General features: G+C 62.9%; 18 protein-coding genes and 1 pseudogene. 7 read left to right on the forward strand and 12 right to left on the reverse strand.

Annotation, left to right across the window (positions count from 1 at the left end; genetic code table 11):
• Positions 1 to 19 precede the first annotated feature (19 nt).
• Both SB772_RS20545 and typA read right to left on the reverse strand, forming a co-directional pair.
• The gene (locus SB772_RS20545; protein ID WP_410835046.1) at positions 20 to 2,881 is read right to left on the reverse strand and encodes a 2-oxoglutarate dehydrogenase E1 component; all 2,862 of its coding nucleotides are present in this window, start codon (positions 2,879 to 2,881) and stop codon (positions 20 to 22) included.
• A gap of 370 nt (positions 2,882 to 3,251) precedes the next feature.
• The gene (typA, locus tag SB772_RS20550) at positions 3,252 to 5,078 is read right to left on the reverse strand and encodes a translational GTPase TypA (RefSeq protein ID WP_410835047.1); all 1,827 of its coding nucleotides are present in this window, start codon (positions 5,076 to 5,078) and stop codon (positions 3,252 to 3,254) included.
• A 313-nt stretch (positions 5,079 to 5,391) separates the two neighbouring features.
• Here typA and SB772_RS20555 point away from each other — a divergent pair, with 313 nt between their 5' ends.
• The 4 genes from SB772_RS20555 to SB772_RS20570 all read left to right on the forward strand — a co-directional run bounded on the left by SB772_RS20555 (position 5,392) and on the right by SB772_RS20570 (position 10,377).
• The gene (locus SB772_RS20555) at positions 5,392 to 5,907 is read left to right on the forward strand and encodes a MarR family winged helix-turn-helix transcriptional regulator (RefSeq protein ID WP_410835048.1); all 516 of its coding nucleotides are present in this window, start codon (positions 5,392 to 5,394) and stop codon (positions 5,905 to 5,907) included.
• Between the two features lie 49 nt (positions 5,908 to 5,956).
• A complete protein-coding gene (locus SB772_RS20560; protein ID WP_410835049.1) occupies positions 5,957 to 7,465 on the forward strand; it encodes an efflux transporter outer membrane subunit in 1,509 nt (502 codons plus the stop codon).
• 91 nt (positions 7,466 to 7,556) lie between these two features.
• The gene (locus SB772_RS20565; RefSeq protein ID WP_410835050.1) at positions 7,557 to 8,777 is read left to right on the forward strand and encodes an EmrA/EmrK family multidrug efflux transporter periplasmic adaptor subunit; all 1,221 of its coding nucleotides are present in this window, start codon (positions 7,557 to 7,559) and stop codon (positions 8,775 to 8,777) included.
• Between the two features lie 31 nt (positions 8,778 to 8,808).
• Positions 8,809 to 10,377 (forward strand): DHA2 family efflux MFS transporter permease subunit, encoded by a 1,569-nt coding sequence (locus tag SB772_RS20570; protein WP_410835051.1) that lies wholly within the window; start codon positions 8,809 to 8,811, stop codon positions 10,375 to 10,377.
• Between the two features lie 99 nt (positions 10,378 to 10,476).
• On the opposite strand, the gene truB is transcribed toward SB772_RS20570, so the two are convergent.
• The 5 genes from truB to rimP form a co-directional block, all read right to left on the reverse strand.
• A complete protein-coding gene (truB, locus tag SB772_RS20575) occupies positions 10,477 to 11,412 on the reverse strand; it encodes a tRNA pseudouridine(55) synthase TruB (protein ID WP_410835052.1) in 936 nt (311 codons plus the stop codon).
• Between the two features lie 67 nt (positions 11,413 to 11,479).
• A complete protein-coding gene (gene rbfA / locus SB772_RS20580) occupies positions 11,480 to 11,845 on the reverse strand; it encodes a 30S ribosome-binding factor RbfA (RefSeq protein WP_115109196.1) in 366 nt (121 codons plus the stop codon).
• Between the two features lie 112 nt (positions 11,846 to 11,957).
• The gene (gene infB, locus SB772_RS20585; RefSeq protein ID WP_410835053.1) at positions 11,958 to 14,906 is read right to left on the reverse strand and encodes a translation initiation factor IF-2; all 2,949 of its coding nucleotides are present in this window, start codon (positions 14,904 to 14,906) and stop codon (positions 11,958 to 11,960) included.
• Between the two features lie 94 nt (positions 14,907 to 15,000).
• Positions 15,001 to 16,476 carry a transcription termination factor NusA gene (nusA, locus tag SB772_RS20590; protein WP_341312467.1) on the reverse strand — a complete coding sequence of 492 codons (1,476 nt, stop codon included), beginning with the start codon at positions 16,474 to 16,476 and terminating at the stop codon, positions 15,001 to 15,003.
• The gene (gene rimP / locus SB772_RS20595) at positions 16,473 to 16,931 is read right to left on the reverse strand and encodes a ribosome maturation factor RimP (protein WP_007182297.1); all 459 of its coding nucleotides are present in this window, start codon (positions 16,929 to 16,931) and stop codon (positions 16,473 to 16,475) included. Before rimP ends, nusA begins: the two co-directional genes overlap by 4 nt.
• 184 nt (positions 16,932 to 17,115) lie before the next feature.
• On the opposite strand from rimP, the gene SB772_RS20600 reads away from it, so the two are divergent.
• Positions 17,116 to 17,466, forward strand: coding sequence for a hypothetical protein (locus SB772_RS20600; protein ID WP_410835054.1), 351 nt, complete (start codon positions 17,116 to 17,118; stop codon positions 17,464 to 17,466).
• On the opposite strand, the gene rluB is transcribed toward SB772_RS20600, so the two are convergent.
• The 4 genes from rluB to SB772_RS20620 form a co-directional block, all read right to left on the reverse strand.
• Positions 17,463 to 19,322: a 23S rRNA pseudouridine(2605) synthase RluB gene (gene rluB / locus SB772_RS20605; RefSeq protein WP_410835055.1), complete on the reverse strand. Its 1,860-nt coding sequence runs from the start codon at positions 19,320 to 19,322 to the stop codon at positions 17,463 to 17,465. The genes SB772_RS20600 and rluB overlap by 4 nt on opposite strands.
• Before the next feature lie 64 nt (positions 19,323 to 19,386).
• Positions 19,387 to 20,430: an SMC-Scp complex subunit ScpB gene (gene scpB / locus SB772_RS20610; RefSeq protein WP_410835056.1), complete on the reverse strand. Its 1,044-nt coding sequence runs from the start codon at positions 20,428 to 20,430 to the stop codon at positions 19,387 to 19,389.
• Between the two features lie 336 nt (positions 20,431 to 20,766).
• Entirely contained in the window at positions 20,767 to 21,993 is a 1,227-nt protein-coding gene (locus tag SB772_RS20615; protein ID WP_410835057.1) for a pyridoxal phosphate-dependent aminotransferase, read from the reverse strand.
• A gap of 153 nt (positions 21,994 to 22,146) precedes the next feature.
• Positions 22,147 to 23,049 (reverse strand): LysR substrate-binding domain-containing protein, encoded by a 903-nt coding sequence (locus SB772_RS20620; RefSeq protein WP_410835058.1) that lies wholly within the window; start codon positions 23,047 to 23,049, stop codon positions 22,147 to 22,149.
• A gap of 408 nt (positions 23,050 to 23,457) precedes the next feature.
• Between SB772_RS20620 and SB772_RS20625 the strand changes: the two are divergent.
• Together SB772_RS20625 and SB772_RS20630 are read left to right on the forward strand one after the other, a co-directional pair.
• A pseudogene (locus SB772_RS20625) lies at positions 23,458 to 23,853 on the forward strand (transposase); the annotation flags it as partial.
• Positions 23,854 to 24,148: 295 nt separating this feature from the next.
• A complete protein-coding gene (locus SB772_RS20630; RefSeq protein WP_410835059.1) occupies positions 24,149 to 24,403 on the forward strand; it encodes a hypothetical protein in 255 nt (84 codons plus the stop codon).
• A 274-nt stretch (positions 24,404 to 24,677) separates the two neighbouring features.
• On the opposite strand, the gene SB772_RS20635 is transcribed toward SB772_RS20630, so the two are convergent.
• Positions 24,678 to 25,001, reverse strand: coding sequence for a hypothetical protein (locus SB772_RS20635; protein WP_410835060.1), 324 nt, complete (start codon positions 24,999 to 25,001; stop codon positions 24,678 to 24,680).
• Positions 25,002 to 25,010 lie beyond the last annotated feature (9 nt).

Below are 25,010 nucleotides of genomic sequence, written 5' to 3' on the forward strand. Positions count from 1 at the left end.
CCCGGTTCGTCTGTTGTGTTTATTTAGCGATCGACGCGCTCTTGAGGCGGCCGAAAGCGCCTTCGACCAGCGCCTTCTGCTGCTCGTAGTGCTTCGCGTAGTAGCCGACTGCCGGCGAGGCCGAAGCCGGACGGCCGCTGTATGCCAGCTTCTGTCCGTCCTTCATGCCTTCCTTCAGGTGGTGCTCGATGTAGAACCACGGGCCCTGATTCTGCGGCTCGTCCTGCACCCAGACCACTTCGGTCGCGTTGTCGTACTTCTTCATTTCCGCTTCGAACTGCTTGTGCGCGAACGGATAGAGCTGTTCGATACGGATGATCGCGACGTCGTTCGCCTTCGCTTCGCGGCGATGCGCGACGAGGTCGTAGTACACGCGGCCCGAGCAGGCCACCACGCGCTTGACCTTCTTCGCGTCGATGGCGTCGTCCACTTCGCCGAGAATCGGCTGGAACGCGCCCTTCGCCAGTTCCGACAGATCCGATACGGCTTCCTTGTGACGCAGCAGCGACTTCGGCGTTGCGACGATCAGCGGCTTGCGGAACAGGCGGATCATCTGACGGCGCAACAGGTGGAAAATCTGCGCTGGCGTGGTCGGTTGAACGACCTGCATGTTGTGGTCTGCGCACAGTTGCAGGAAACGTTCGATACGTGCCGACGAGTGCTCCGGACCTTGACCTTCGTAGCCGTGCGGCAGCAGCATCGTCAGGCCCGAGACGCGGCCCCACTTCACTTCGCCCGACGAGATGAACTGGTCGATCACGACTTGCGCGCCGTTCACGAAGTCGCCGAACTGCGCTTCCCACGCGACGAACGTATTCGGTTCAGCGGTCGAGTAACCGTATTCGAAGCCCAGCACCGCTTCTTCCGACAGCACCGAGTCGATCACCGTGAACTTCGCCTGACCTTCGGCGATGTTCTGCAGCGGCACATACGTGCCGTCGTTCCAGCGTTCGCGGTTCTGATCGTGCAGCACCGCGTGACGGTGCGTGAACGTGCCGCGGCCCGAGTCCTGACCGGTCAGGCGCACTGCATAGCCCGATGCGACCAGCGATGCGAATGCCAGGTGTTCGCCCATGCCCCAGTCGAGCTTCGCTTCACCACGGCCCATCGCGCGACGGTCGTTGATGACGCGCTCGACCAGCGGGTGAACCTTGAAGTTTTCCGGGATCGTGGTGATGCGCTCAGCGAGGCGCTTCAACTCGGCCAGCGGCACTGCCGTATCGGCTGCGTCGGTCCACTTGCGGTTCAGGAACGGGACCCAGTCGACCGCATATTTGCTCTTGTAGTTCGAGAGCACCGGATCGATCGTGTGATGACCTTCGTCCATCGCCTTGCGGTAGGCCTTGACGTATTCGTCTGCGTCAGGCGCCGCGATCACGCCTTGTTGCACCAGCTTTTCAGCGTACAGCGCGCGCGTGCCCGGATGCTTCGCAATCGTCTTGTACATCAGCGGCTGCGTGACCGCCGGCGTGTCCTGCTCGTTGTGACCCAGCTTCCGGAAGCAGACGATGTCGACGACGACGTCCTTATGGAACTGCATCCGGAAGTCGATGGCCAGCTGCGTAGCCAGCACGACCGCTTCAGGATCGTCACCGTTCACGTGCAGCACCGGTGCTTCGATCATCTTGACGACGTCCGAGCAGTACAACGTGGAGCGCGAGTCGCGCGGATCCGACGTGGTGAAGCCGATCTGGTTGTTGATGACGATGTGCAGCGTGCCGTGCGTGCCGTACCCGCGCGTTTGCGCGAGGTTCAGCGTTTCCATCACGACGCCCTGGCCTGCGAAGGCCGCGTCGCCGTGGATTTGCACCGGCAGCACTTGCAGGCCGCTGTCGTCGCCGCGACGGTCCATACGGGCCTTGGCCGAGCCTTCGACCACCGGGTTGACAATTTCGAGGTGCGACGGATTGAACGCGAGCGACAGGTGAACCGGGCCACCCTCGGTCGAGACGTCCGACGAGAAACCCTTGTGGTATTTCACGTCGCCAGCCGGCAGGTCGTCGACGTGCTTGCCTTCGAATTCGGCGAACAGGTCCGCCGGCATCTTGCCGAGCGTATTGACCAACACGTTCAGACGGCCACGGTGGGCCATGCCGATGACGATTTCCTGGACGCCGTTAGCGCCGCCATGACGCACGACTTCGTCCATCGACGCGATGAAGCTTTCGCCGCCTTCGAGCGAGAAGCGTTTCTGGCCGACGTACTTGGTGTGCAGGAAGCGCTCGAGGCCTTCAGCGGCCGTCAGGCGATTCAGAATGTGCTTTTTCTTTTCATTGGAGAAATTCGGCGTCGAACGGATCGACTCGAGCTTCTCCTTCCACCAGCGCTTCTGTTCCGGATCGCTCAGGTACATGTACTCGGCGCCGATCGTGCCGCAATACGTGTCGCGCAATGCCTTGACGATCTCGCGCAGCGACGCGCGCTCGAACCCGAAGTACAGATTCGTTGCGCTGAACTCCTGGTCCATGTCGGCTTCGGTGAAGTCGTAGAACGCGGGTTCGAGTTCGGGAATAGCGGGACGTTCGCGGCGCTTCAGAGGATCGAGATTGGCCCATTGCGAGCCGAGGAAGCGATATGCGCCGATGAGGGACTGCACATAGACTTGCTTGCGTGCGGTAGCGAGATCTTCGCCGCCGACCGCCGTGCGCGGGATGAAGGCGTTGGCCTTGGCCCGTTGAGCAAACGATTCGACGATCGGGCCATGGGCCACGTCGTTGACATTGCTGCCATCCGATGCAGGGACGTTCTGCAACGCGTCGAAATAGCTGCGCCAGTTCTCGGGCACTGACGCCGGATTATCGAGATACGCTTCGTACATTTCTTCCACGTACGGAGCATTGCCGCCGAACAGATAAGAGTTCGACTGGAATTGCTTCATCATTTTTACGCTCACCTTTCTTCGAGTTTCTCGAGAAATAGCGGGTTACAGAACCTTCCGCGACACGGCCTGACCGTTTAGCGGATTGCGCGAATCAAGTCTTGCTTGGAAGGACCTAAAACTTTGCACCCGGGGAGCATATCACATAACGGATAGTCCAGATAGCAGGCCGATTGTCGCCCGAGCCCGCCGCGACGGGCTTTCCAGCTAGTTTCCAGTCCTTGCAACAGTCTTCTGCGAGAAACGGGGGACAAACGGGAATAGCACCCGCGACTAACGACGCTTAAGTCATGTGGGTGCCCAAAAACGGCAAAAGCCACCCGAAGGTGGCTTTTGCCCGACATCGACCGCGAAACCGCGGCGCGATACCTATTTAGTCCACTGCGCCCTTACGGCTGGCGCTGCGGCGCTCATGCTCCTTCAGGTAACGCTTGCGCAGACGGATCGATTGCGGCGTGACTTCGACCAGTTCGTCGTCGTCGATAAATTCGACCGCGTATTCCAGCGACATCTGGATCGGCGGCACGAGACGCACCGCTTCGTCCGTACCCGACGAGCGCACGTTGGTCAACTGCTTGCCCTTGATCGGGTTCACGACCAGGTCGTTGTCGCGGCTGTGAATGCCGATGATCATGCCTTCGTACAGCGGCTCACCCGGCGACACGAACATACGGCCGCGGTCCTGCAGCTTCCACAGCGCGTACGCAACCGCTGCGCCGTCGTCCTGCGAAATCAGCACGCCGTTACGACGCTCGCCGACCGCACCATCCTTGACCGGCTGATACGAGTCGAACGTGTGGCTCATCAGGCCCGTGCCGCGCGTGAGCGTCAGGAACTCCGACTGGAAGCCGATCAGGCCACGTGCCGAAATACGGTACTCGAGACGCGTACGGCCACGGCCGTCCGACGCCATGTCGAGCATTTCACCCTTGCGGCGGCCCAACTCTTCCATCACGCCACCCTGGTGGCCGTCTTCCATGTCGACGGTCAGGTTTTCGTACGGCTCGTGCTTCACGCCGTCGATTTCCTGCATCACCACGCGCGGACGCGACACGGCCAGCTCGTAGCCTTCACGACGCATGTTTTCCACGAGAATGGTCAGGTGCAACTCACCGCGGCCCGCCACTTCGAACGTGGTTTCGTCGCCGGTTTCCTTCACGCGCAGCGCGACGTTGTGGTTCAGCTCCTTCATCAGGCGATCGCGGATCTGACGGCTCGTGACGAACTTGCCTTCGCGGCCAGCCAGCGGCGACGAATTGACGAGGAAGTTCATCGTCAGCGTCGGCTCGTCGACGGTAATCATCGGCAGCGCTTCCGGCTGCTCCGGCGAACAGATGGTCACGCCGATACCGATTTCCTCAATGCCGTTGATCAGCACGATGTCGCCGGCTTCAGCCGACTCCACCTGCACGCGCTCCAGACCCTTGAACGACAGCACCTGATTGATCTTGCGGTTCAGGATCGCGCCGTCCGGGCCCGAACGCACGGCCACTGCCATGCCCGGCTTGATACGGCCACGCGTGATGCGGCCCACGCCGATGCGACCGACATACGACGAGTAATCCAGCGACGTGATCTGCAGTTGCAGCGGCGCTTCCGGATCGGCCGGGCGGACCGGCACGTGTTGCAGCACGGCGTCGAACAGCGGACGCATGTCGCCTTCGCGCACGTCCGACGTCAAACCGGCGTAGCCGTTCAGGCCCGACGCGTAGACGATCGGGAAGTCGAGTTGCTCGTCCGACGCGCCCAGCTTGTCGAACAGATCGAAGGTCTGGTTGATCACCCAGTCGATCCGCGCGCCCGGCCGGTCGACCTTATTGATCACGACGATCGGCTTCAGGCCGAGCGCGAGCGCCTTTTTGGTCACGAAACGGGTTTGCGGCATCGGACCTTCGACCGCGTCGACCAGCAACAGCACCGAGTCGACCATCGACAGCACGCGCTCCACTTCGCCGCCGAAGTCGGCGTGGCCCGGGGTGTCGACGATGTTGATGTGCGTGCCTTCGTACTCGACCGCGCAGTTCTTCGAAAGAATCGTGATGCCACGTTCTTTTTCGATGTCGTTCGAGTCCATCACCCGCTCGACCACCGCCTGGTTCTCACGGAACGTGGCGGTTTGGCGAAGGAGCTGGTCGACGAGCGTAGTCTTGCCGTGGTCGACGTGGGCAATGATAGCGATGTTGCGTAGGGCGCGGGTCATAGGAAACCTGGAGACAGTTGAGAGTGCGCCGGTTGCTTATATAAACCACGACAAGCCCAAAGCGCACTTTTGGGAACCCAATATTGTAGCACGCACAAATGAAGCTTTCTGGTATTCCCTGATAGACCGACCGTTTTCCATGCAGCGTGCGCAGGAAAGGCGCCATCCAGTATCCGCGAACTCTTACGCGAAATCGCGCACATTATGTCTTGAGCGGGAAAAGTTCCTTGCCTAAGCTGTAATAACGCTTGCCGCGTCAATCAATCGGCCTCTATAATCCTGCCTAGTCAACCATTGCATTTGCATGAGAACCATGACGGAGCCGTCCCCCACCCCCACGCCGGATCTCAGTGAGTACCAGCTAGGCGAAAGCGTCGGCTATCTGATCTCGCGGGTGAAATCGACCATGTCCAACCTGGTCACCCAACGTAGCATGGCCGAACTTGGCATCACCAGTCAGCAGGGCAGCATCCTGTTCATGGTGGCCAGCGGCAAGTGTCTGCTGGCAGCCGAATTGGCGCGCGAATACGGCATCGATGCAAGCGCCGTCACTCGCCTCGTCGACCGGCTGGAGAAGCGCGGGCTGCTGACAAGGGTGCGCAGCAACGAAGACCGGCGTGTCGTCAGGTTGGCATTGACGCCGGAAGGCCACGCGATCGCAGCGAAGATGCCGGCGATTTTCAAAGGCGTACTGGACAGCCTGCTGGGCAGTTTCACGCCCGAAGAAGTGGGTTTCCTGAAAAGCATGCTGCGCCGCGTGCTCACTAATTCCGGCGAACAAACGGGACTCACCCGTGATGCAGCAAGCAATCCTGACAGCAAGTCGTAATAAATTGCTTGCAGTGTCCATCATTACATTCCACTCAAAGAGTCGAACGATGAAACCCCTTTCCCTGTCCGCGCCCGCGCTGTCGAGCCGGGCCGCCGTCGCCGCTGCGGTGACGGCGCTCGCCCTTACGGGGTGCGCGAACTACTTCGGCATGAAGAGCGACAAGCAGATCTCGTCGCCGGCTCAGTACGAGTCCACCCAGAGTCTGTCCGGCCAGGGTGGCCCGTGGCCGTCGCTCGACTGGGCCAACCAGTTCGGCGACCCGCAACTGCCCAAGCTGATTGCGGAAGCGCTGGAAGGCAGTCCGTCGATCGCGCAGGCGCAGGCACGCGTGGCAAAGGCCTCGTCGTACATCGAAAGCTCGCGCTCGGCGCTGTACCCGAAGGTCAACGGCAGCTATTCGTGGACCCGCGAACTGTTCTCGGGCAACGCGCTCTACCCGCCTCCGTACGGCGGCACCTGGTATAGCGAAAACAACGTGCTGGCAAGCGCGTCATGGGATCTGGACCTGTGGGGCAAGAACCGCCAGCGTCTGGGCCAGGCCGTGTCGCAGGAAAAGGCCGCCGAGGCCGACATGCAGCAGGCGCGCGTAATGCTGGCCGCGTCGGTGGCGAGCACGTATAACCAGCTCGCGCAGTTGTATGCGTTCCGCGATATCGCCCAGCGTGAAATCGCCAACCGCCAGGATATCGGCCGGATCACCAACGGCCGCGTGGCCGCCGGTCTCGACACCAACGTCGAGCGGCAGACCGCGAACGGCAACATCGCGACCAGCCAGTCGAATTTGACTGACCTGGACGGTCAGATCACCGTGGTGCGTTATCAGTTGGGCGCGCTGCTCGGCAAGGGCCCTGATCGCGGCCTGCAAATCGCCCAGCCGGTTCTGACCACCGGCGACACGGTCGCGTTGCCGAACAATCTGCCGGCTGACCTTGTCGCACGTCGCGCCGATATCGTCGCCGCACGCTGGCAGGTCGAAGCCGCAATGCACGACGTGAAGGAAGCGAAAGCTGAATTCTTCCCGGACGTCAACCTCGCGGCCGGCTTCGGTTTCGACGCGTTCGGCTGGGGCCGTTTTCTCAAATCCGGCAGCCGTCAGATCCAATTCGGCCCGGCGATCCATCTGCCGATCTTCGACGCCGGCGCCCTGCGCTCGCAGTTGAAGGGCCGTTACGCCGATTTCGACCTCGACGTGGCGAATTACAACCAGACGCTGATCAGCGCCTTGTCCGACGTCGCGACGCAAGTGTCGTCGATCCGGTCGATCGATCGGCAATCGGGCGACGCCCAACGCGCGCTCGACGCGTCGACCAAGGCGTACGAACTGGCGGTGATTCGCTATAAGGCCGGCTTGTCGCCGCAGTTGCAGGTGCTGACCGCCGACCAGAACCGCCTTGCCGCCGAACAGACGGTAACGAGCCTGAAGATGCGCCGCCGCGATCTGCAGATCGGCCTCATCAAGGCGCTCGGCGGCGGTTTCGACGCGACGCAGACCGGCCTCGTGGTGCCGACCGATGCCCCGGCCTCGGCGACCGCCGCAACCGCCGCCGCAAACTGAACGCGCAAACCGAAGCCACATCGGTGCGACGCACACACTCGCACGAACATCCGAATAAACGACGACGCTTGAGAGAACCCGGAGCACATCAATGAGCACCCCCCAACAGCCCGCGCCCCCCGCACAACCGGCGAACAACGGCAAACGCAAGCGCATGATGACGCTGCTCGTCATCGTGATCCTGATCGCAGCGATCGCTTACGGTCTTTACTACTTCCTCGTCGCGCGCTTCCATGAAGACACCGACGATGCGTACGTGAACGGCAACGTCGTGCAGATCACGCCGCAAGTTACCGGCACGGTAGTCGCCGTGAACGCGGATGACACGCAAACCGTGAAGGCCGGCGACCCGCTCGTCGTGCTCGATCCGGCCGACGCACGCGTTGCGCTGGAACAGGCCGAAGCGAATCTCGCGCAAACGGTGCGCCAGGTGCGCGGCCTGTTCGCCGACGACAACCAGTACCAGGCGCAAGTCGCCGTACGCCAGGCGGATCTGTCGCGCGCTCAGGACGACCTGAAGCGCCGTATGACGGTCGCGCAAACCGGCGCTGTGTCGCAGGAAGAAATCTCGCACGCTCGCGACGCCGTGAAAAGCGCGCAGGCCGCACTCGACGCCGCCGGGCAACAGCTCGCGTCGAACCGCGCACTGACCGCCAACACCACGATCGCGAATCACCCGAATGTGCAGGCCTCCGCGGCGAAGGTCCGCGACGCTTACCTGAACAACGCGCGCAACAATCTGCCGGCGCCTGTTACCGGCTACGTCGCGAAGCGCTCGGTGCAGGTCGGCCAGCGCGTCTCGCCGGGCAATCCGCTGATGGCGATCGTGCCGCTGAACGGCGTATGGGTGGACGCGAACTTCAAGGAAGTGCAACTGAAGCATATGCGCATCGGCCAGCCGGTCGAACTGACGGCCGACGTGTACGGCTCGTCGGTGGTGTTCCACGGCAAGGTGGTCGGCTTCTCGGCGGGCACGGGTTCGGCCTTCTCGCTGCTGCCCGCGCAGAACGCGACCGGCAACTGGATCAAGGTGGTACAGCGCCTGCCGGTGCGGATCGCGCTCGACCCGCAAGAACTTGAGAAGCACCCGCTGCGTATCGGTCTGTCGATGCAAGCCGATGTGACCATCAAGAACGACGACGGCGGCCAGCTCGGCAACGCGCCGAACACGGTCTATCAAACCAGCGTGTTCGAGAAGTACGGCGACGAAGCCAATGCGGAAATCGCTCGCATCATCTCGGAGAACGCAGGTCCGAACGGCGGCTCGCAGAAGTCGAGCCAGGCCGCCAGGCCCGCTGCGAAGTTGATGTAAGCCTTGCCACGATTCATATAAGGCTTTTTTGATGGCTCAGGCTCAGGCTCAGGCGCCACTCCCTCACCCGCCGCTCGAGGGCGCGCAACTGGTGATCGGCACCATCGCGGTGTCGCTCGCCGTGTTCATGAACGTGCTCGATACGTCGATTGCGAACGTGTCGATTCCGTCGATTTCGGGCGATCTCGGTGTGTCGTCCGACCAGGGCACGTGGGTGATCACCTCGTTCGCTGTCGCCAACGCGATCTCCGTGCCGCTGACCGGCTGGCTCACCGACCGGATCGGCCAGGTGCGCCTGTTCATGGCGTCGATCGTTCTGTTTGTGATCTCGTCATGGATGTGCGGCCTCGCACCCACCCTGCCGTTCCTGCTCGCCTCGCGCGTGCTGCAAGGTGCGGTGGCCGGCCCGATGATTCCGCTGTCGCAAACGCTGCTGCTCGCGAGCTATCCACGCGCCAAGGCGCCGATGGCTTTGTCCATGTGGGCGATGACCACGCTGATTGCGCCGGTCGCCGGGCCGATTCTCGGTGGCTGGATCTCGGACAACATCTCGTGGCCGTGGATTTTCTATGTCAATATCCCGGTCGGCGCGATCGCCGCCGTGGCGACCTGGACGATCTTCCGCAATCGCGATTCGGTCGTCAAAAAGGCGCCGATCGACGGCGTCGGTCTCGGCCTGCTGATCCTCTGGGTGGGCTCGTTGCAGGTGATGCTCGATAAGGGCAAGGACCTCGACTGGTTTTCGTCGACCACCATTGTCGTGCTGGCGCTGGTCGCGGTGATTTCGCTCGCGTTCTTCATCGTATGGGAATTGACGGCCGAGCATCCGGTGGTCGATCTGTCCTTGTTCAGCCGGCGCAATTTCACCGGCGGCACGGTCGCGCTTTCGATCGGCTACGGACTCTATTTCGGCAATCTCGTGTTGCTGCCGCTGTGGCTGCAAACCGACATCGGCTACACCGCAACCGAAGCCGGCCTGGTGATGGCGCCGGTGGGCCTGTTCGCGGTACTGCTCTCGCCGATTACCGGTAAGATCTTGCCGCGTACCGATCCGCGCTATATCGCGACCTTGTCGTTCCTCGTGTTCGCGTTGTGCTTCTGGATGCGCTCGCGTTATACGACTGGCGTCGATACTTACTCGCTGCTGCTGCCTACGCTGATTCAAGGCATCGGTATGGCCGGGTTCTTTATCCCGCTGGTGTCGATCACGCTGTCGGGATTGCCGGGCAACCGGATTCCGGCCGCGTCAGGCCTGTCGAACTTCGTGCGGATCATGTGCGGCGGGATCGGCACCTCGATCTTCCAGACCGCATGGGATCACCGGACCATCATGCATCACGCGCAACTGTTGGAACAGGCAAACGCATACAACCCGGTGTTCGATCAATCGATCCGGCAGATGGGTGCGGCTGGTTTCAGTCAACCGCAGGCGTACGGACTCTTCAACACGATGGCTACGCAGCAGGCCGCGCAGTTGGGCGTGAATGATCTGTTCTTTGTTTCCGCCGGCATCTTCGTCGCGCTGGTCGCACTGATCTGGATCACAAGGCCGGAACGCGCGGGCGGTGACGCGGGCGCGGCGGCCGCGGCGGCGCATTGAGATTTTAGTTTCGATACAAAACGCAAGCTGGATGAAAAAAGGCGGGATCGCTATCGAGCGATTCCGCCTTTTTCGTTGTTGCGCGCGTTGGCCTGCGGTCTAGCTCGCGGCCGTGACCACCAGCCGCTCCGGCGCCAGCACGCCGTCGCCTTGTTTCGCGACGCCGAGCAAGCGGCCTTCGGCGGCGTACACGCGAACTCGCGGCGCGTTGACCGCATCGCCGGTCATGCTCAACTCGGAGAGCTTCAATCGCTGACCATGCAGGAACCGGCGCGTCGCGTCTTCATCCAGATGGACTGCCGGAAACGTGGACAGCAACGCATCGACCGGTTGCAACCAGGCATCGCGCTCGCTTTCCGTCGCATCGGACAACGCGTCGAGCGTCACCGCATGCTCGAGCGTCAGCGCGCCGACGCCGGTGCGCCGTAACGCCACCAGATGTGCGCCGCAACCGAGCGCTTCGCCGATATCCTCGGCCAGCGTTCGCACATACGTCCCCTTGCTGCACGTCACGCGAAACGTCACGTCCGGTAGCGCGCAGGCGAGCAACTCGAGCGCGTGGATCGTTACCTGACGCCCTTCCCGCTCGACCACCTGGCCGGCGCGCGCATATTCGTACAGCGGCTTGCCGTCGCGCTTGAGCGCCGAATACATCGGCGGGACCTGGACGATGTCGCCGGGAAATTTCGCCAAAGCGGCAAGGACTGCCGTCTGATCGCACGTCACGTCGCGCGTGTCGATCGCTTCGCCTTCGGCGTCGCCGGTGGTCGTACGAATACCGAGGCGCATGGTCGCCTCGTAGGTCTTGTCGGCTTCGAGCAGATCCTGCGAAAACTTGGTGGCTTCGCCGAAACACAGCGGCAGCAGACCGGTGGCCAGTGGATCGAGCGTGCCGGTATGGCCTGCCTTTTTTGCCAGATAGAGACGCTTCGCACGAATCAGCGCGTCGTTGCTCGACAGGCCGATCGGCTTGTCGAGCAGCAGCACGCCGTCGAGCGCGCGACGTGGCACGCGGGGGCGTTGAGGTGCGGTCATGTCAGAAAGAAGACAGAGTCAAGGTGAACGGTGAGCAGGGCGGAAAACGTCGCTAAACAGCGCGCGATCAGTCTTCTTTCGCGCGATTGGCGTTCGCCTCGTCGATCAGACGCGACATTTCGACCGCACGTTCGATGGTCTTGTCGTAATGGAAATGCAGCGTCGGCACGGTATGGATATGCAGGCGCTTGAACAGCTGATTGTGCAGATGGCCGGCAGCGTGCTGAAGTGCTTCCAGCGTCTGTTGCGGGTCGCCCGTCAGCGTCGTGAAGTAGACCTTCGCGTGCGCATAGTCCGGCGTCAGTTCGACGCTTTGAATCGTGACGATGCCGATGCGCGGATCCTTGACCTCGCGCAGCAGCTCGGACAGGTCGCGCTGGATCTGATCGGCGATCTGCACGTTGCGATTGGGAGAAGTACGTTTTTTAGGCATGTGAATGAGTGATCCGTTCTAGCGGATGACAAAGGGGGTTCGCGCGGGCCCAAAAACAACGGGCGGAGCGGGCGTTAAAGCCCGCTCCGCCCGTTGAGCCGTGCCGCGTGAATTACAGCGTACGCGCGACTTCGGTGACCTCGAAGACTTCGAACTGATCGCCTTCGACGATATCGTTGAAGTTCTTGATCGACATACCGCACTCGAAGCCCTGACGGACTTCCTTCACGTCGTCCTTGAAGCGCTTGAGCGAATCGAGTTCGCCCGTGAAGATGACGACGTTGTTGCGCAGCACACGTACCGACGACGAACGCTTGACGAAACCGTCCGTGACCATACAGCCGGCCACCGCGCCGATCTTCGGCACCTTGAAGACCTGACGCACTTCGACCGTACCCGTCACGATCTCGCGTTTCTCCGGAGCCAGCATGCCCGACATTGCCGCCTTCACCTCATCTACTGCGTCATAGATGATGTTGTAGTAGCGAATATCGACACCGTTGGATTCCGCCAGCTTGCGAGCTTGCGCGTCCGCACGGGTGTTGAAGCCGATGATGACCGCCTTCGAAGCCGTAGCCAGGTTGACGTCGGACTCGCTGATGCCGCCCACGGCGCCGTGCACGATCTGCACGCGCACTTCGTCGGTCGACAGCTTGAGCAGCGACTGCACCAAAGCTTCCTGCGAACCCTGCACGTCGGCCTTGACGATGAGCGGCATGTACTGCACTTCGCCTTCGCCCATCTGTTCCAGCATGTTCTCGAGCTTCGCGGCCTGTTGCTTGGCCAGCTTGACGTCGCGGAACTTGCCTTGGCGGAACAGCGCGACTTCACGCGCCTTGCGGTCGTCCGGCATGACGATCATTTCCTCGCCTGCCTGCGGCACTTCCGACAGACCCTGAATTTCGACCGGGATCGACGGCCCCGCCGACCTGGTCGGCTTGCCGGTTTCGTCGAGCATGGCTCGCACGCGGCCGTAAGCACTCCCGGCCAGCACCACGTCACCACGGTTGAGCGTACCCGACTGAACCAGGATCGTTGCAACCGGACCCTTACCCTTGTCGAGCTTCGCTTCAATAACGAGGCCCTTGGCCGGCGCTTCAACCGGTGCTTTCAGTTCCAGCACTTCGGCTTGCAGCAGCACGTTTTCGAGCAGGTCGTCGATGCCCGCACCGGTCTTTGCCGACACCGACACGAACGGCGAATCGCCACCGTATTCTTCCGGCACGACGCCTTCCGCGACCAGTTCCTGCTTCACGCGCTCCGGATTCGCATCCGGCTTGTCGATCTTGTTGATCGCGACGACCAGCGGCACGCCGCCTGCCTTCGCGTGGGCAATCGCTTCCTTCGTTTGCGGCATCACGCCGTCGTCGGCCGCGACCACCAGAATCACGATGTCGGTCGCTTTCGCACCGCGAGCACGCATGGCCGTGAACGCTTCGTGGCCCGGCGTATCGAGGAACGTGATGACGCCGCGCGGCGTTTCGACGTGATACGCGCCGATGTGCTGCGTAATCCCGCCCGCTTCCCCCGCTGCGACCTTGGCGCGGCGGATGTAGTCGAGCAACGAGGTCTTGCCGTGGTCGACGTGACCCATCACGGTCACGACCGGCGGACGCGGCAGCGCTTCTGCGTCGGAGATTTCGCCTTCGACCAGCATCGCTTCCGGATCGTCCAGCTTGGCCGCAACCGCGTGGTGGCCCAGTTCTTCGACGATGATCATCGCCGTTTCCTGGTCCAGCATCTGGTTGATCGTGACCATCTGGCCGAGCTTCATCATCGACTTGATGACTTCCGAGGCCTTCACCGCCATCTTGTGCGCCAGATCGGCGACCGTGATGGTTTCCGGCACGTGCACTTCGCGCACGATCGGTTCGGTCGGTGCCTGGAACGTGGTGTTCTGATCCTGATGCTTGCCGCGACCCTTCGGGCCGCCGCGCCAGCCACGATCGACACCGCCGCTCGTATCGCCGCGCGTCTTGATGCCACGGCGCTTCGCTGCGTCGTCCTGCCAGCCGCCCTTGCCGGCGCCCGGCTTCTTCTTGTCGCCAGCCGGCTGCGTAGTCGTAGCAGCCGGAGTAGTCGCAGCAGCCGGCTTCCTGGCTGCCGGACGCGCCGGTGCTTCGCCTGCCGGACGCGCCGGCTTGTGCAGCGTGCCCTTGGCTTCCACGGCCTTGGCCGGCTCAGCGGGCTTCGGTGCCGGTTCCGGCGCCTTGACCTGCGCCTTGCGCGGCGTGTTCATCATTTCGCGAATCGCACGCGCTTCGGCTTCTGCCGCCGCACGGCGCTTGCTGATTTCTTCCTGCTCGGCGCGCGTCTTTTCGGCGGCCTGACGCGCTGCGTCTTCCGCTTTCTTCGCCGCTTCGCGTTGAGCGGCGCGTTCTGCCGCAGCGCGCTCGTCGTCCTGCTCCGCCGCCGGCTCAGCGGCCTTGGCAGCGACCGGTTCAGCCTTCGCGGCGGCCGGCTGAGTAGCTTGCGCCGCTGGAGCCTTCTCGCGAGCAGCCGCTTCGGCCGCCGCAGCAGCGCGCTTCTTCGCCGCTTCTTCTTCCGCACGGCGACGCTCGGCTTCGGCAGCCTGCTCGCGCGCCTGACGTTCGGCTTCTTCGCGTTCGAGCTGTTCCTGACGCGCCTTCAGTTCCTGAGCCTGCTTTTCGAGCAGCTCGGCTTCGTGACGGGCTTCCTCTTCACGACGCTGGAGTTCGAGGTCGTCTACGTCGGCCTCGGCCACATGATTCGATGCTTCCGCGCCTTCAGCGGCGGATTCGTCGCGGCGAACGAAAGTGCGCTTTTTGCGCACCTCGACCTGAATGGTGCGAGCTTTGCCCGTCGCGTCGGATTGCTTGATCTCCGACGTATGCCGTTTCGTCAGCGTGATCTTGCGCTTGTCCGCATCAGTCGAGCCGTGAGACTTGCGCAAGTGGTCGAGCAGACGCGCCTTGTCCGTTTCGGACAAGCTGTCGTCTTCGCTCGCTTTTGTGACGCCCGCCGCCTGCAGCTGCTCGAGCAGCACGCCTGCAGGCATTTTCAGTTCCGCGGCAAATTGGGCTACGTTGTTACTCGCCATTCATTCCTCTTAATGCAAGGACCGATTCCTTGCGGTTAGCATCGGGTCATGCGGCCTGACGGCCGCGTTCAATTTAGTGCGCCATGGTCATTTCTCACTGGAACCAGTGTTCACGTGCTTTCATGATCAACGCCTTAGCGGCATCCTCTTCCATTCCGGTCATCTCGACCAGTTCATCCACAGCCAGCTCGGCGAGTTCGTCGCGCGTCTGGATCTGATGTTCGGCAAGCTTGGCGAGCAGGTCGGCGTCCATGCCTTCCAGGCTCTTCAGGTCGAGGGCAACATTCTCGACCTTTTCTTCATTCGCGATCGCCAACGTCAGCAACGCATCGCGCGAGCGATTACGCAGTTCGTGAACGGTGTCTTCGTCGAATGCTTCGATTTCGAGCATCTCGTTGAGCGGCACATAAGCGATCTCTTCGAGGCTCGTGAAGCCTTCGTCGATCAGGATGTCGGCGACTTCTTCGTCGACATCGAGACGCGCCATGAACAGGTCACGCAGTACACCGCGTTCCTGATTCTGCTTTTGCGCAGATTCGTCCGGCGTCATGATGTTGATCTGCCAGCCGGTGAGTTCGCTGGCAAGACGCACGTTCTGGCCGCTGCGGCCGATCGCGACCGCCAGTTCGTTTTCGTCTACAACGACGTCCATCGAATGCTTTTCTTCATCGACGACGATCGACTGGACGGCTGCCGGCGCGAGCGCGCCGATCACAAACTGGGCGGGATCTTCCGACCATAGCACGATGTCGACGTTTTCGCCACCGAGCTCGTTACGCACGGCCTGCACGCGCGAACCGCGAATGCCGACGCAGGTGCCGATCGGGTCGATGCGCTTGTCGTAAGCGACCACGCCGATCTTGGCGCGTACACCCGGATCGCGCGCCGCCGCCTTGATTTCCAGCAGGCCCTGTTCGATTTCCGGCACTTCCATTTCGAACAGCTTCATCAGGAATTCGGGCGCCGTACGCGACAGCTCGATCTGCGGACCGCGCGCGGTGCGATCGACCTTCGCGATATAGGCGCGTACACGGTCGCCCACGCGCAGGTTTTCCTTCGGAATCAGCTGGTCGCGGCGCAACAGCGCTTCGACACGGCCGGTTTCGACGATGAAGTTGCCCTTGTCCAGACGCTTGACCGAGCCGGTCATGATGTGTTCGCCGCGCTCGAGGAAGTCGTTCAGGATCTGTTCGCGTTCGGCGTCGCGCACCTTCTGCAGGATAACCTGCTTGGCGGCCTGCGCACCGATGCGGCCGAATTCGATCGACGGCACCGGTTCTTCGATGTATTCGTCGAGCTGAATTTCCGGCTTCTGCTCACGTGCTTCAAACAGCAGGATTTCCTGATCCGGCTCCTGCAAACCGGCTTCGTCCGGCACCACGCGCCAGCGGCGAAACGTTTCGTGTTCGCCGCTTTCACGGTCGATCTGGACGCGGATGTCCGCGTCTTCTTCGAAGAGTTTCTTGGAGGCCGAAGCGAGGGCCGCCTCGAGCGCGGCAAATACCACGTCTTTATCGACGTTCTTCTCGCGTGCCAGCGCATCCACCAGCATCAACACTTCGCGACTCATTGTTTGCGGCTCCTAAAGTCAACTTTCGGAACGAGGCGTGCTTTATCCATGTCCGCGAGCGTGAAATCAAGCATCGCAGCGCCTTCCTTCCCTTCAAATTCCAGACCGATCGTCTCGCCTTGCGGAGCATGCAGAATGCCCCGGTACGATTTCCGTCCGTCCAATGGCTTTTTCAATGTGATTACCACTTCGCTGCCTGCGAAGCGTTCGAAATCCGCCAGTTTCTTCAGCGGGCGGTCGAGACCCGGCGACGACACTTCAAGCCGCTCGTAATCGATATTTTCGACCGTCAGAACGTGCTGGAGCTGACGCGTGACTTTCTCGCAGTCTTCGATCGCAATGCCGGCCGGCTGGTCGATATAAATGCACAACATGCCGCGCCCGGTGCGCTCGAGATCGACGAGCTCGTAGCCGAGTCCCACGACCGTGGTTTCAATCAGTTCCGTCAGTTGCACAGTGCCCTCTAAGATGTTCGCGCAGCGAGCCTGCCGCCTGTTTGCAAACAACCAATGCGGGCCGCGCGCCAAGCCGGCGCACGTTCGTGCTACCCGAGATGCCGAACCACGATGAACTGAGCGGCAAAAAAAAATGGGCTAAACGCCCATCATCTTATTGCCGGTGGTCGCACCTGAGCCGCACATGAAAAGCCGCACGCCCAGCGACTTTGCGATTGTAGCCATTTTTCGGGACAAACGCAAACCGCGGAACGCCGCGCGAAGCGCATTTCCGCTTGATTTCATGGCAATCTTTCAACGCTACTGCAACGATATCGCGGCAGCCCCACCCTTTTTCAAGGTGACTCGAACAGATCATCAGCCGCGGCCGATGAATCTTGCGAGAAAATCCGCCCCTATTTATGCACAGGCCGCTGTGCTCATGCGTCAGATGAAACCTGCGGCGCTCGTCGATCGATTCTCACCGCGGCCTGGCGTGATCGCTAAAGAACGAACGAACGCGCCAGCTACCTTGCTTACTACGACTTTGACTTAACGGCCACGCGAGCGGCCGCGCGGCGCGCCGCCGCCACGATTGGCGCCACCTGCTGCATTGGCGTTGCCGCCGCCGGCACGGTTGGCGTTGCCGCCGCGATTACCGTCCGGTCCGCGGTTGCCGCCGCTGCCCGGATTGGCGCCACTGCCGCCGGCGCGCTTACCGCCACCCGCGGCGCGATTGCCATTGCCCGACGGCGCGCGATTGCCGTCGACGTCGCGGCCGCCACGGGGGCCGCCCGCGCCACCGCCCATCGGCCCAGCGAAACCACCGCCGGCCCCGCGGCCAGCACCGCGATTGCCGTAGCCACCACCGAAACCTGAGCCAGAGCCCGCGCCGCCGCCGAAGCCACCGCCCCCCGCCGCGCCACGCCGGCCTTGACCGCGCGGCTGCTGCTGGTCGAAACGGCCATGCGACATCAGCACCGGTTCGCGGCTGATGAAGCCCATTGACGTTTGCATTGGATCCGGCTGCTTGCGCTCCGGTGCCGAGCTACGGCTGCCGCGCTCTTCAGTCGGCGCCTTCAGGCCGACCGACGCCATCAACGCGCGCACCTGGTTGTCTTCGAGTTCTTCCCAGCGGCCGCGCTTCAAACCCTTCGGCAGCGAAATCGGGCCGTGACGCGTGCGGATCAGGCGACTGACCATCAGGCCGGCTGCTTCGAACATGCGGCGCACTTCGCGGTTACGCCCTTCGGCGAGCGCCACGTGATACCAATGATTGGTGCCTTCGCCGCCGCCATCGCGAATGCGCAGGAAATTCGCCGGACCGTCTTCTAGCTCGACACCGTGCAACAGCTTCTGACGCATCCCTTCAGCCAGCTCGCCGACCACGCGTACCGCATATTCACGCTCGACGCTATAACGCGGATGCATGAAACGGTTCGCCAGATCGCCCGACGTGGTCAGCATCAGCAGACCTTCCGTATTGAAGTCGAGACGGCCGACTGCGAGCCACTTGGCAGTCTTCATGGGCGGCAGCTTGTCGAACACGGACGGGCGGCCTTCCGGATCGGCATGGCTGACGATTTCGCCCGTCGGCTTGTGGTACAGCAGCACGCGCGGCGGCTTGCTGGCGAGCTTGCGCTTGACCGGCTTGCCGTTGATGCGAACCTGGTCGGTCGGCATGATGCGCTGGCCGATGTGGGCCGGCTCGCCATTCACCGACACCCGCCCGGCCACGATCAGCTCTTCCATATCGCGGCGCGAGCCCATGCCGGCTTCGGCCAGCACCTTGTGCAGCTTTGGCGCGTCGTCGTCCGCTGCCAGCACGCGCTTGGGCGCGGCCGGCTTGCCACGGCGCAGCATCGGGGCGCGCACGCCGCCAGTGGCGCTATTGTCCGCATCGAAGGCGGGCGATGTAACGTACGAAAACAGATCGTCCTGACCCGCTTCAGGTGCCGCAGCCGCTGCCGGCGCTTCGCCGCCGCGGCGGTTCTGACGCTGACCGCCTTCGCGCGCTTGACGCTCGCGCGGTCCGCCTTCGCGTTGACCGTCGCGAGACGCGCCCTCGCGCTTGGCGCCGCCCGCGTTGCGGCGTGGCCCCTGACCCTTGGCGCCCGCATCTTTGCGCGGCATGCGCACTTGCGCGACGACCTCGCCGTCCGGCGGCGCTTCGGTGACGACCGGCGCGCCTTCAGCACCCTTTGCCTTCGCGCCGGCGCGGCGCCGCGCGATCAGGCTGCGCGGCCCGCGACGCAGGCCACGGCGCGGACGGTCTTCACCGTCTGCTTCCGTGGTCTGCGCCGGGCGCTCGCCCTCGCCTGCCGACGCTTGCGTGGTGCGCGCTTCGTCGGCGCGAGCCGACAGCACGGCGCGCTCGGATTCGGACGAATCGGTGTCGTGGGTATGTGTCAAAACAACCTCAAAATGTCAGGTCGCGCGCGCCCGTTGCGGGCGCGGCAAAAAAAGTTCGGTTACGTCAGGCGCTGCGCGACTCGGGTTCGTCGTCGGTCAGAACGCCTGCGTCCTGTGCGGCATCGCGGCGACCCTCAGGATCGCCGTGCGCCGCCGTGGTCGGGTTCGGCTCGGCGGCGTGCTCCGTATCGCGGAGCACGCCCGAGTCGTGCGCGGGTACTGCCGGATCGGCCTGGGAGACCGGATCGTGATTCAGTGCAGGCCCGGCAGTGCCGGCTTGCGATTCAACGTGTGCCGCTTCAACAACATGTTCTTGCGCCGCCGGTGTGGCTGCGGCGTCCTGATGCGACTCGGACGCGGGTGTGGCATCCGCGGCGCTATCGGCTGATTCTGCCGGCTCGGCGTGCTGCGGCTGATCGAGCAGCGCTTGATGCTCCTCAGCGATTCCCTCTCCTGCTGCCGCATCGGCTTCGACCGCGGCAGATTCCACATCCGCTTCGAGCGCAACCGCCTCGCCCGAGTCCTGCGCCTGCGCGGCTTCAGCGTCGGCGAACTCTATCGCGTGCTGCCCAAGCAGATTCGCATTCAGCTGTGCCGACGGATCGGCAAGCGGCGGTAATTCGTCGAGCGCCCTCAAACCGAGGTCGTCGAGAAACTGCCGCGTGGTCGCGTACAGCGCCGGACGGCCTGGCACATCACGATGACCGATCACTTCGATCCAGCCCCGATCCTCGAGTTGCTTGACAACCTGCGTGTTCACCGTGACGCCGCGAATCTCTTCGATATCGCCGCGTGTGACCGGTTGGCGGTACGCAATGATCGCGAGCGTCTCGAGCACCGCGCGCGAATATTTCGGCGGTTTCTCGGGATGCAAACGATCCAGGTACGAGCGCATCGCGGGCTTGCTTTGAAACCGCCAGCCCGAGGCCAGCCCGACCAACTCCACACCGCGCCCAGACCAATCCTGCTTGAGGTCTTCGAGCAAAGTCCGAACAGTGTCTGCCGACACGCCGTCGGCAAAGAGCTTGCGCAGTTCGCCGAGCTTTAACGGCTCCTGCGCGCAGATCAAAGCAGTCTCGAGGACGATCTTCGCCTCTTGGGTATTCATGCAGCCAGGTCGACCTTATGAGTTAGGGTCAAAGAACCGGATCAAACAGACGATGTGGAACTGAAGACGCGCTCGCCCGATTCTGATCGGTCATATTGATGGGAGCACGCACCGGGGGGAGGCGAAACAGGCAATCGAGCCAAACCCAGCCGGACGGAGCAGCGAAAGTCCTGAAAGGAATCGCGTGACTGAGCGCCATATTACGCAAAAACAATCGGTGCGTAAAGACGAAATCCCGGCGCATTTTCCACGTATGCCTCGACCCGCCTGCTTTATTGCCAAAGCGGGCGGAAATGGACAGGCAACCCGCCCGGCTCTCCGCTTCGCCGCCAACGCTCAATGCGGCGTGCCGTGCTGTGCCAGGAAACGCTTCAGACGCTCAACGCCCGCGTCCAGCCGCGCCGTGTCGCAGGCATAGCACCAACGCACGAAACCCTCGCCCTGCGGACCGAACGCGCTGCCGGGCGCCACGCCTAGACCCACTTCCCGCACCAGCGCCTTGCACAACTCGAGACTGCGCGAGGCCCCCGGCATGGAAAAAAACAGATACATCGCACCCGGCGGCGCCTTCACGTCGACGCCAGGCACGGCGGACAGCGCCTGCACCAGATGGTCGCGCGACGCCTTCAGATCGCGCACCAGTTCCTGCGTAAAGCGCTCGCCCTGCTGGACGGCCGCGATGCCCGCCTGCTGGACGAAAGCAGGCGCGCACGAAGTGTTGTATTCGACCAACTTGGCCAGATCGTCCATCAGCGCGGCCGGCGCGACAATCCAGCCGAGCCGCCAACCCGTCATCAGCCATGCTTTCGAGAACGAGTTCACGCAGATCACGCGCTCGTCGCGCGCGGCCAGATCGAGAAACGACGGCGCGGTGCGTGACCGGGCGCCGCTGGCGGCTATGCCGACGTCCTCGTAATAAAGGCGTTCATAGACTTCGTCGGCGACGATCCAGATGCCGTGGCGCCGGCAATGCGCCAGCACGGCGCGCTGCTCGTCACAGCTCATCACCCAGCCGGTCGGATTGTTCGGTGAGTTGACAAGCAACATCTTCGTGTCCGGCGTGAGCGCCGCCAGCAATTGCTCGATATCGAGTTGCCAGCCGTGTTCGCCATAACCGAGCGCGACCGTTTCGACATGCGCGCCGAGAATCTTGGGGATCTCGACCAGGTTAGGCCACAACGGCGTCACCGCGACGACGCGGTCGCCCGCGCCCACCACCAGTTGCGCAGCCAGCATCAGCGCGTTGACGCCCGCACTGGTCACCGCGACGTTATCGGGCGAAGTCGGCCCGTGCAGTTCACTGACGTAGTCAGCGAGCGCGACACGCAGCGGCGCGATGCCCAGATTATGCGTATAGAAGGTTGCACCGGCGGCCAACGCGTCGCTGGCGGCGTCGCGGATGAAAGCCGGCGTCACCCGGTCGGACTCGCCGAACCAGAACGGCAGCACGTCTGCCACGCCGAAACCGGCATTGGCGACTTCACGGATCTGCGAAGGACGCAGTGCGCGCACGGCATCGCGCGCGTTCGGGACGGACGGCACAGGCAGATCCGATTCGCTCATTGAGACTTCCACACGGGTGACGGGTAAAGGTTGAGGTTCAGGAAAGGCAACAGTTTAGCGCGGCGCCTGTTTAGGGGACGGCGAAGTCGTCAAGCCGACAGACGCAGCGGGGTCCCTGGCCACAGCAACCGCGCGTCCGCGCTGATCCGTGCATCAGTCCAGATCCTCTGCCCGCGCCGGCAATTGCCGGACCAAGCCCCACACCGCCTCCGCCGCCGGCGACAGCGACCGGTCGCGCCGCCGCACCAATTCGACCGTGCGCTCGGCGCGCGGCACCAGTGGCCGCGCCACCAGCGAGGCCCCTGCCGGCAAAGGCAATGCCAGCCACGGCAGCACGCTCACGCCGACGCCCGCTTCGACCAGCCCAAAAACGGTCGCGGAATGCCCCAGCTCCTGCACCACCGTGGCGCTCACGCCGTACTCCTGCATCACTGCGTCGATGATCGGGCGGCTGCCCGACGCGTAATCGAGCATGACGAGTCGCTGGCCATCGAGGTCCGTCCACGCCACCTGCGCTTTGGCCGCCAGCGGGTGATCGCCGCGAGATACGACGCAGAACGAATCCGTCATCAATGATTCGCTGACGAGATCGTCGGCGGAAAACGGGCCGATGATGACGCCGAAATCGACTTCGCCCGACTTGACCTTGCGCACCACATCGCTTTGCACGTCGTCGCGCAAGCCCAGCGCGATGAACGGGAATTGCCGGCTGCACGATGCCACCACGCCCGGCATCAGCCGGCAGGCCACCGTCGGGCTGGCCGCGACCACCACGCGTCCGCGCCGCTGCTCGCCGATTTCGCGAATCTCGCGCAACGCGTCATCCAGGTCGGTCAGCAGCCGCGACACGCTCGACACCAGGTTGCCGCCGACGTCGGTGAGCTGCACCTCACGGGTGGTGCGGTCAATCAGCTTGAGGCCGATTTCACCCTCCAGTTCGCGCACACAGCGGCTGACCGCCGATTGCGTCAGGCCGATCTCATCGCCAGCGCGACTGAAGCTCCGCAAACGGGCGACCTCGATGAAAACCCTTAGCTGGCGCAGCGTCACATTCATTTGCCGATCTCATTAATAACATCGTTTGATGCGCATTGTATGGCGAAATGTCGCACAGGCGCCGTGCTGGATTATCTCGCCGCATTGCAGCAATAAGGCGCAAACGCACGCTGGCCGGGCTTGATTGCACAAGATTGGTGATTGTCCCGATTTTCGAGATGGGTTTTTTGGATTCTCATACGCCCCTAGCTGGCGCCCGCGCTGGCCCGCCGTTACGGGGCTTTCAGGCAGTTGGACTTAACTTGGCACACTTCCTGCGTTTAGATGCACACAGGGTCGGCGCCATGACATCTGACTGCATAGCAGACCGTGGCAAGCCCGACCCCCTTGGCACTCGCCTATCGAGTGCATGGAGAGTGCGCGGCGCGGGGCAGCGCACCGGAGTTAGCTTCGCTGAGGTGAAACATGATGCTGTTCGACGATTTGAGAGACAACGAGTGGGCGCTGGTCGAGGCGTTGTTCTGTGCGGAGCCAGCACGGAGTGAACGACGCGGTCGACCACGTGTGGAAGCACGCGCAGTTGTCAACGCCGTGCTTTGGGTGCTGTCGACGGGCGAAGGCTGGTCCAAGCTGCCCGGCCGGTATCCGTCGCCGCCGACTTGCCGCCGCCGCTTCGACGAGTGGCAAGCCGATGGTACGCTCGCCGAAATAGTTAAGCGACTTGGCACGAGCGGCCGCGAAATTTCGCTGCGCGGACGCATTGGCGCGACGGCGGCGAAACCGCCGGCACCGCCGAGCCGCGACCGTCTGCGCGGCGCATTCTGGACCAATCCGGAATCGTGGCGCGCGCCGGTCAAGATGGCCTGACGCGAATTGTTTTGCCTCCGGGCGCCCTGCGGGCGCTCGGCGTGTATTTGGGCCGCCGCGCGTTCACGCGCTTGACCGGCCTGTCATGGGCACCGCTCCACAGCGCGCCCATCGTAGTCGTCCGCTTCAGCTTCCCCGCGTTCGCCGTCGAGCGGCTTCAGATGCCTGAAGCCGCTCGAATGTTGCGGGTGAAACATCCATTTACTATTACTTACACCGTGCTTTCGCTACTCGGCATACCGTATGGATATGCAAACAGGCCTTGAGTCGATCGGCTTGATGGGAGCTCAGCATGAAACCAATGTCACTGCTTCTGTGCGGCATTGTCGTTTCATCAATGGCCGCACCGGCGCTCGCGCAGCAGCGCCCACAAGGGTGGAACTGGCGGCCGGATCGCACGGCCTCCATTGAAGCCAGGCAACAAAGCGAAACGCGCAACCGCGACTTCACGCCGCCGGCGCCGCGAGGCGATTTGCGCGGCGATATCGCAAGCAATGTCCGCACACGACCGGAGCCGCCACGCGGAGATGCGGCGCGACGCCGCTAGGCGCGGGCGTTTCATGCGTCAGACATCGCGATGAAGGCGCTGTAGTACGAATTAAGCGATTGGGGGAACCACCCGGCGCTTCACCAGTCTCATTCAGTGCCATAAGCACAGCGTGGCAGTAGTAAATCCGGTACGCCCGTATCCTCGCGATACGGGCTTTTTTTCGCCTGAACAGGGGAGACGGCACGCGTCGTGCCCGCGAATCAGCGGAGAATAAAACTGCCGCCGACCGCGTCATGCGGCCGGGGAAACAGTGCAAGGCCGCTCAGCGACCCTAAGGTCTGACTTCGAGAGCAGCTGTTGGGTGCGTTTCGGCCGTAGCGACGACGTAGTCGTTCATCCGCTGCGCAGCCCAACTCAGTAGGCGTTCGGCGTGCTCGAGCCGCGCAAACTCGGCTCTGCCCCGCTCGGTCAGCACGGCAATATCGACGGGGGCATGAAAACCCGGAGCAGGCGCGACCGTGCGCTGCCGGACAGTGTCCATCAAGCCCAGCGCCCGGAGATGTTGGAAGACGCCCGGCCGTCTGGCCCATGGCACCTGGCGATATTGCGCCCGCCGCAGCGCTTCAAGTACCGCTTCGTTGGAATACGTGGTCATCTCACTTCT

Source organism: Paraburkholderia sp. SIMBA_030 (assembly GCF_046535245.1).
In the GTDB taxonomy this organism is placed as follows: Bacteria; Pseudomonadota; Gammaproteobacteria; order Burkholderiales; family Burkholderiaceae; genus Paraburkholderia.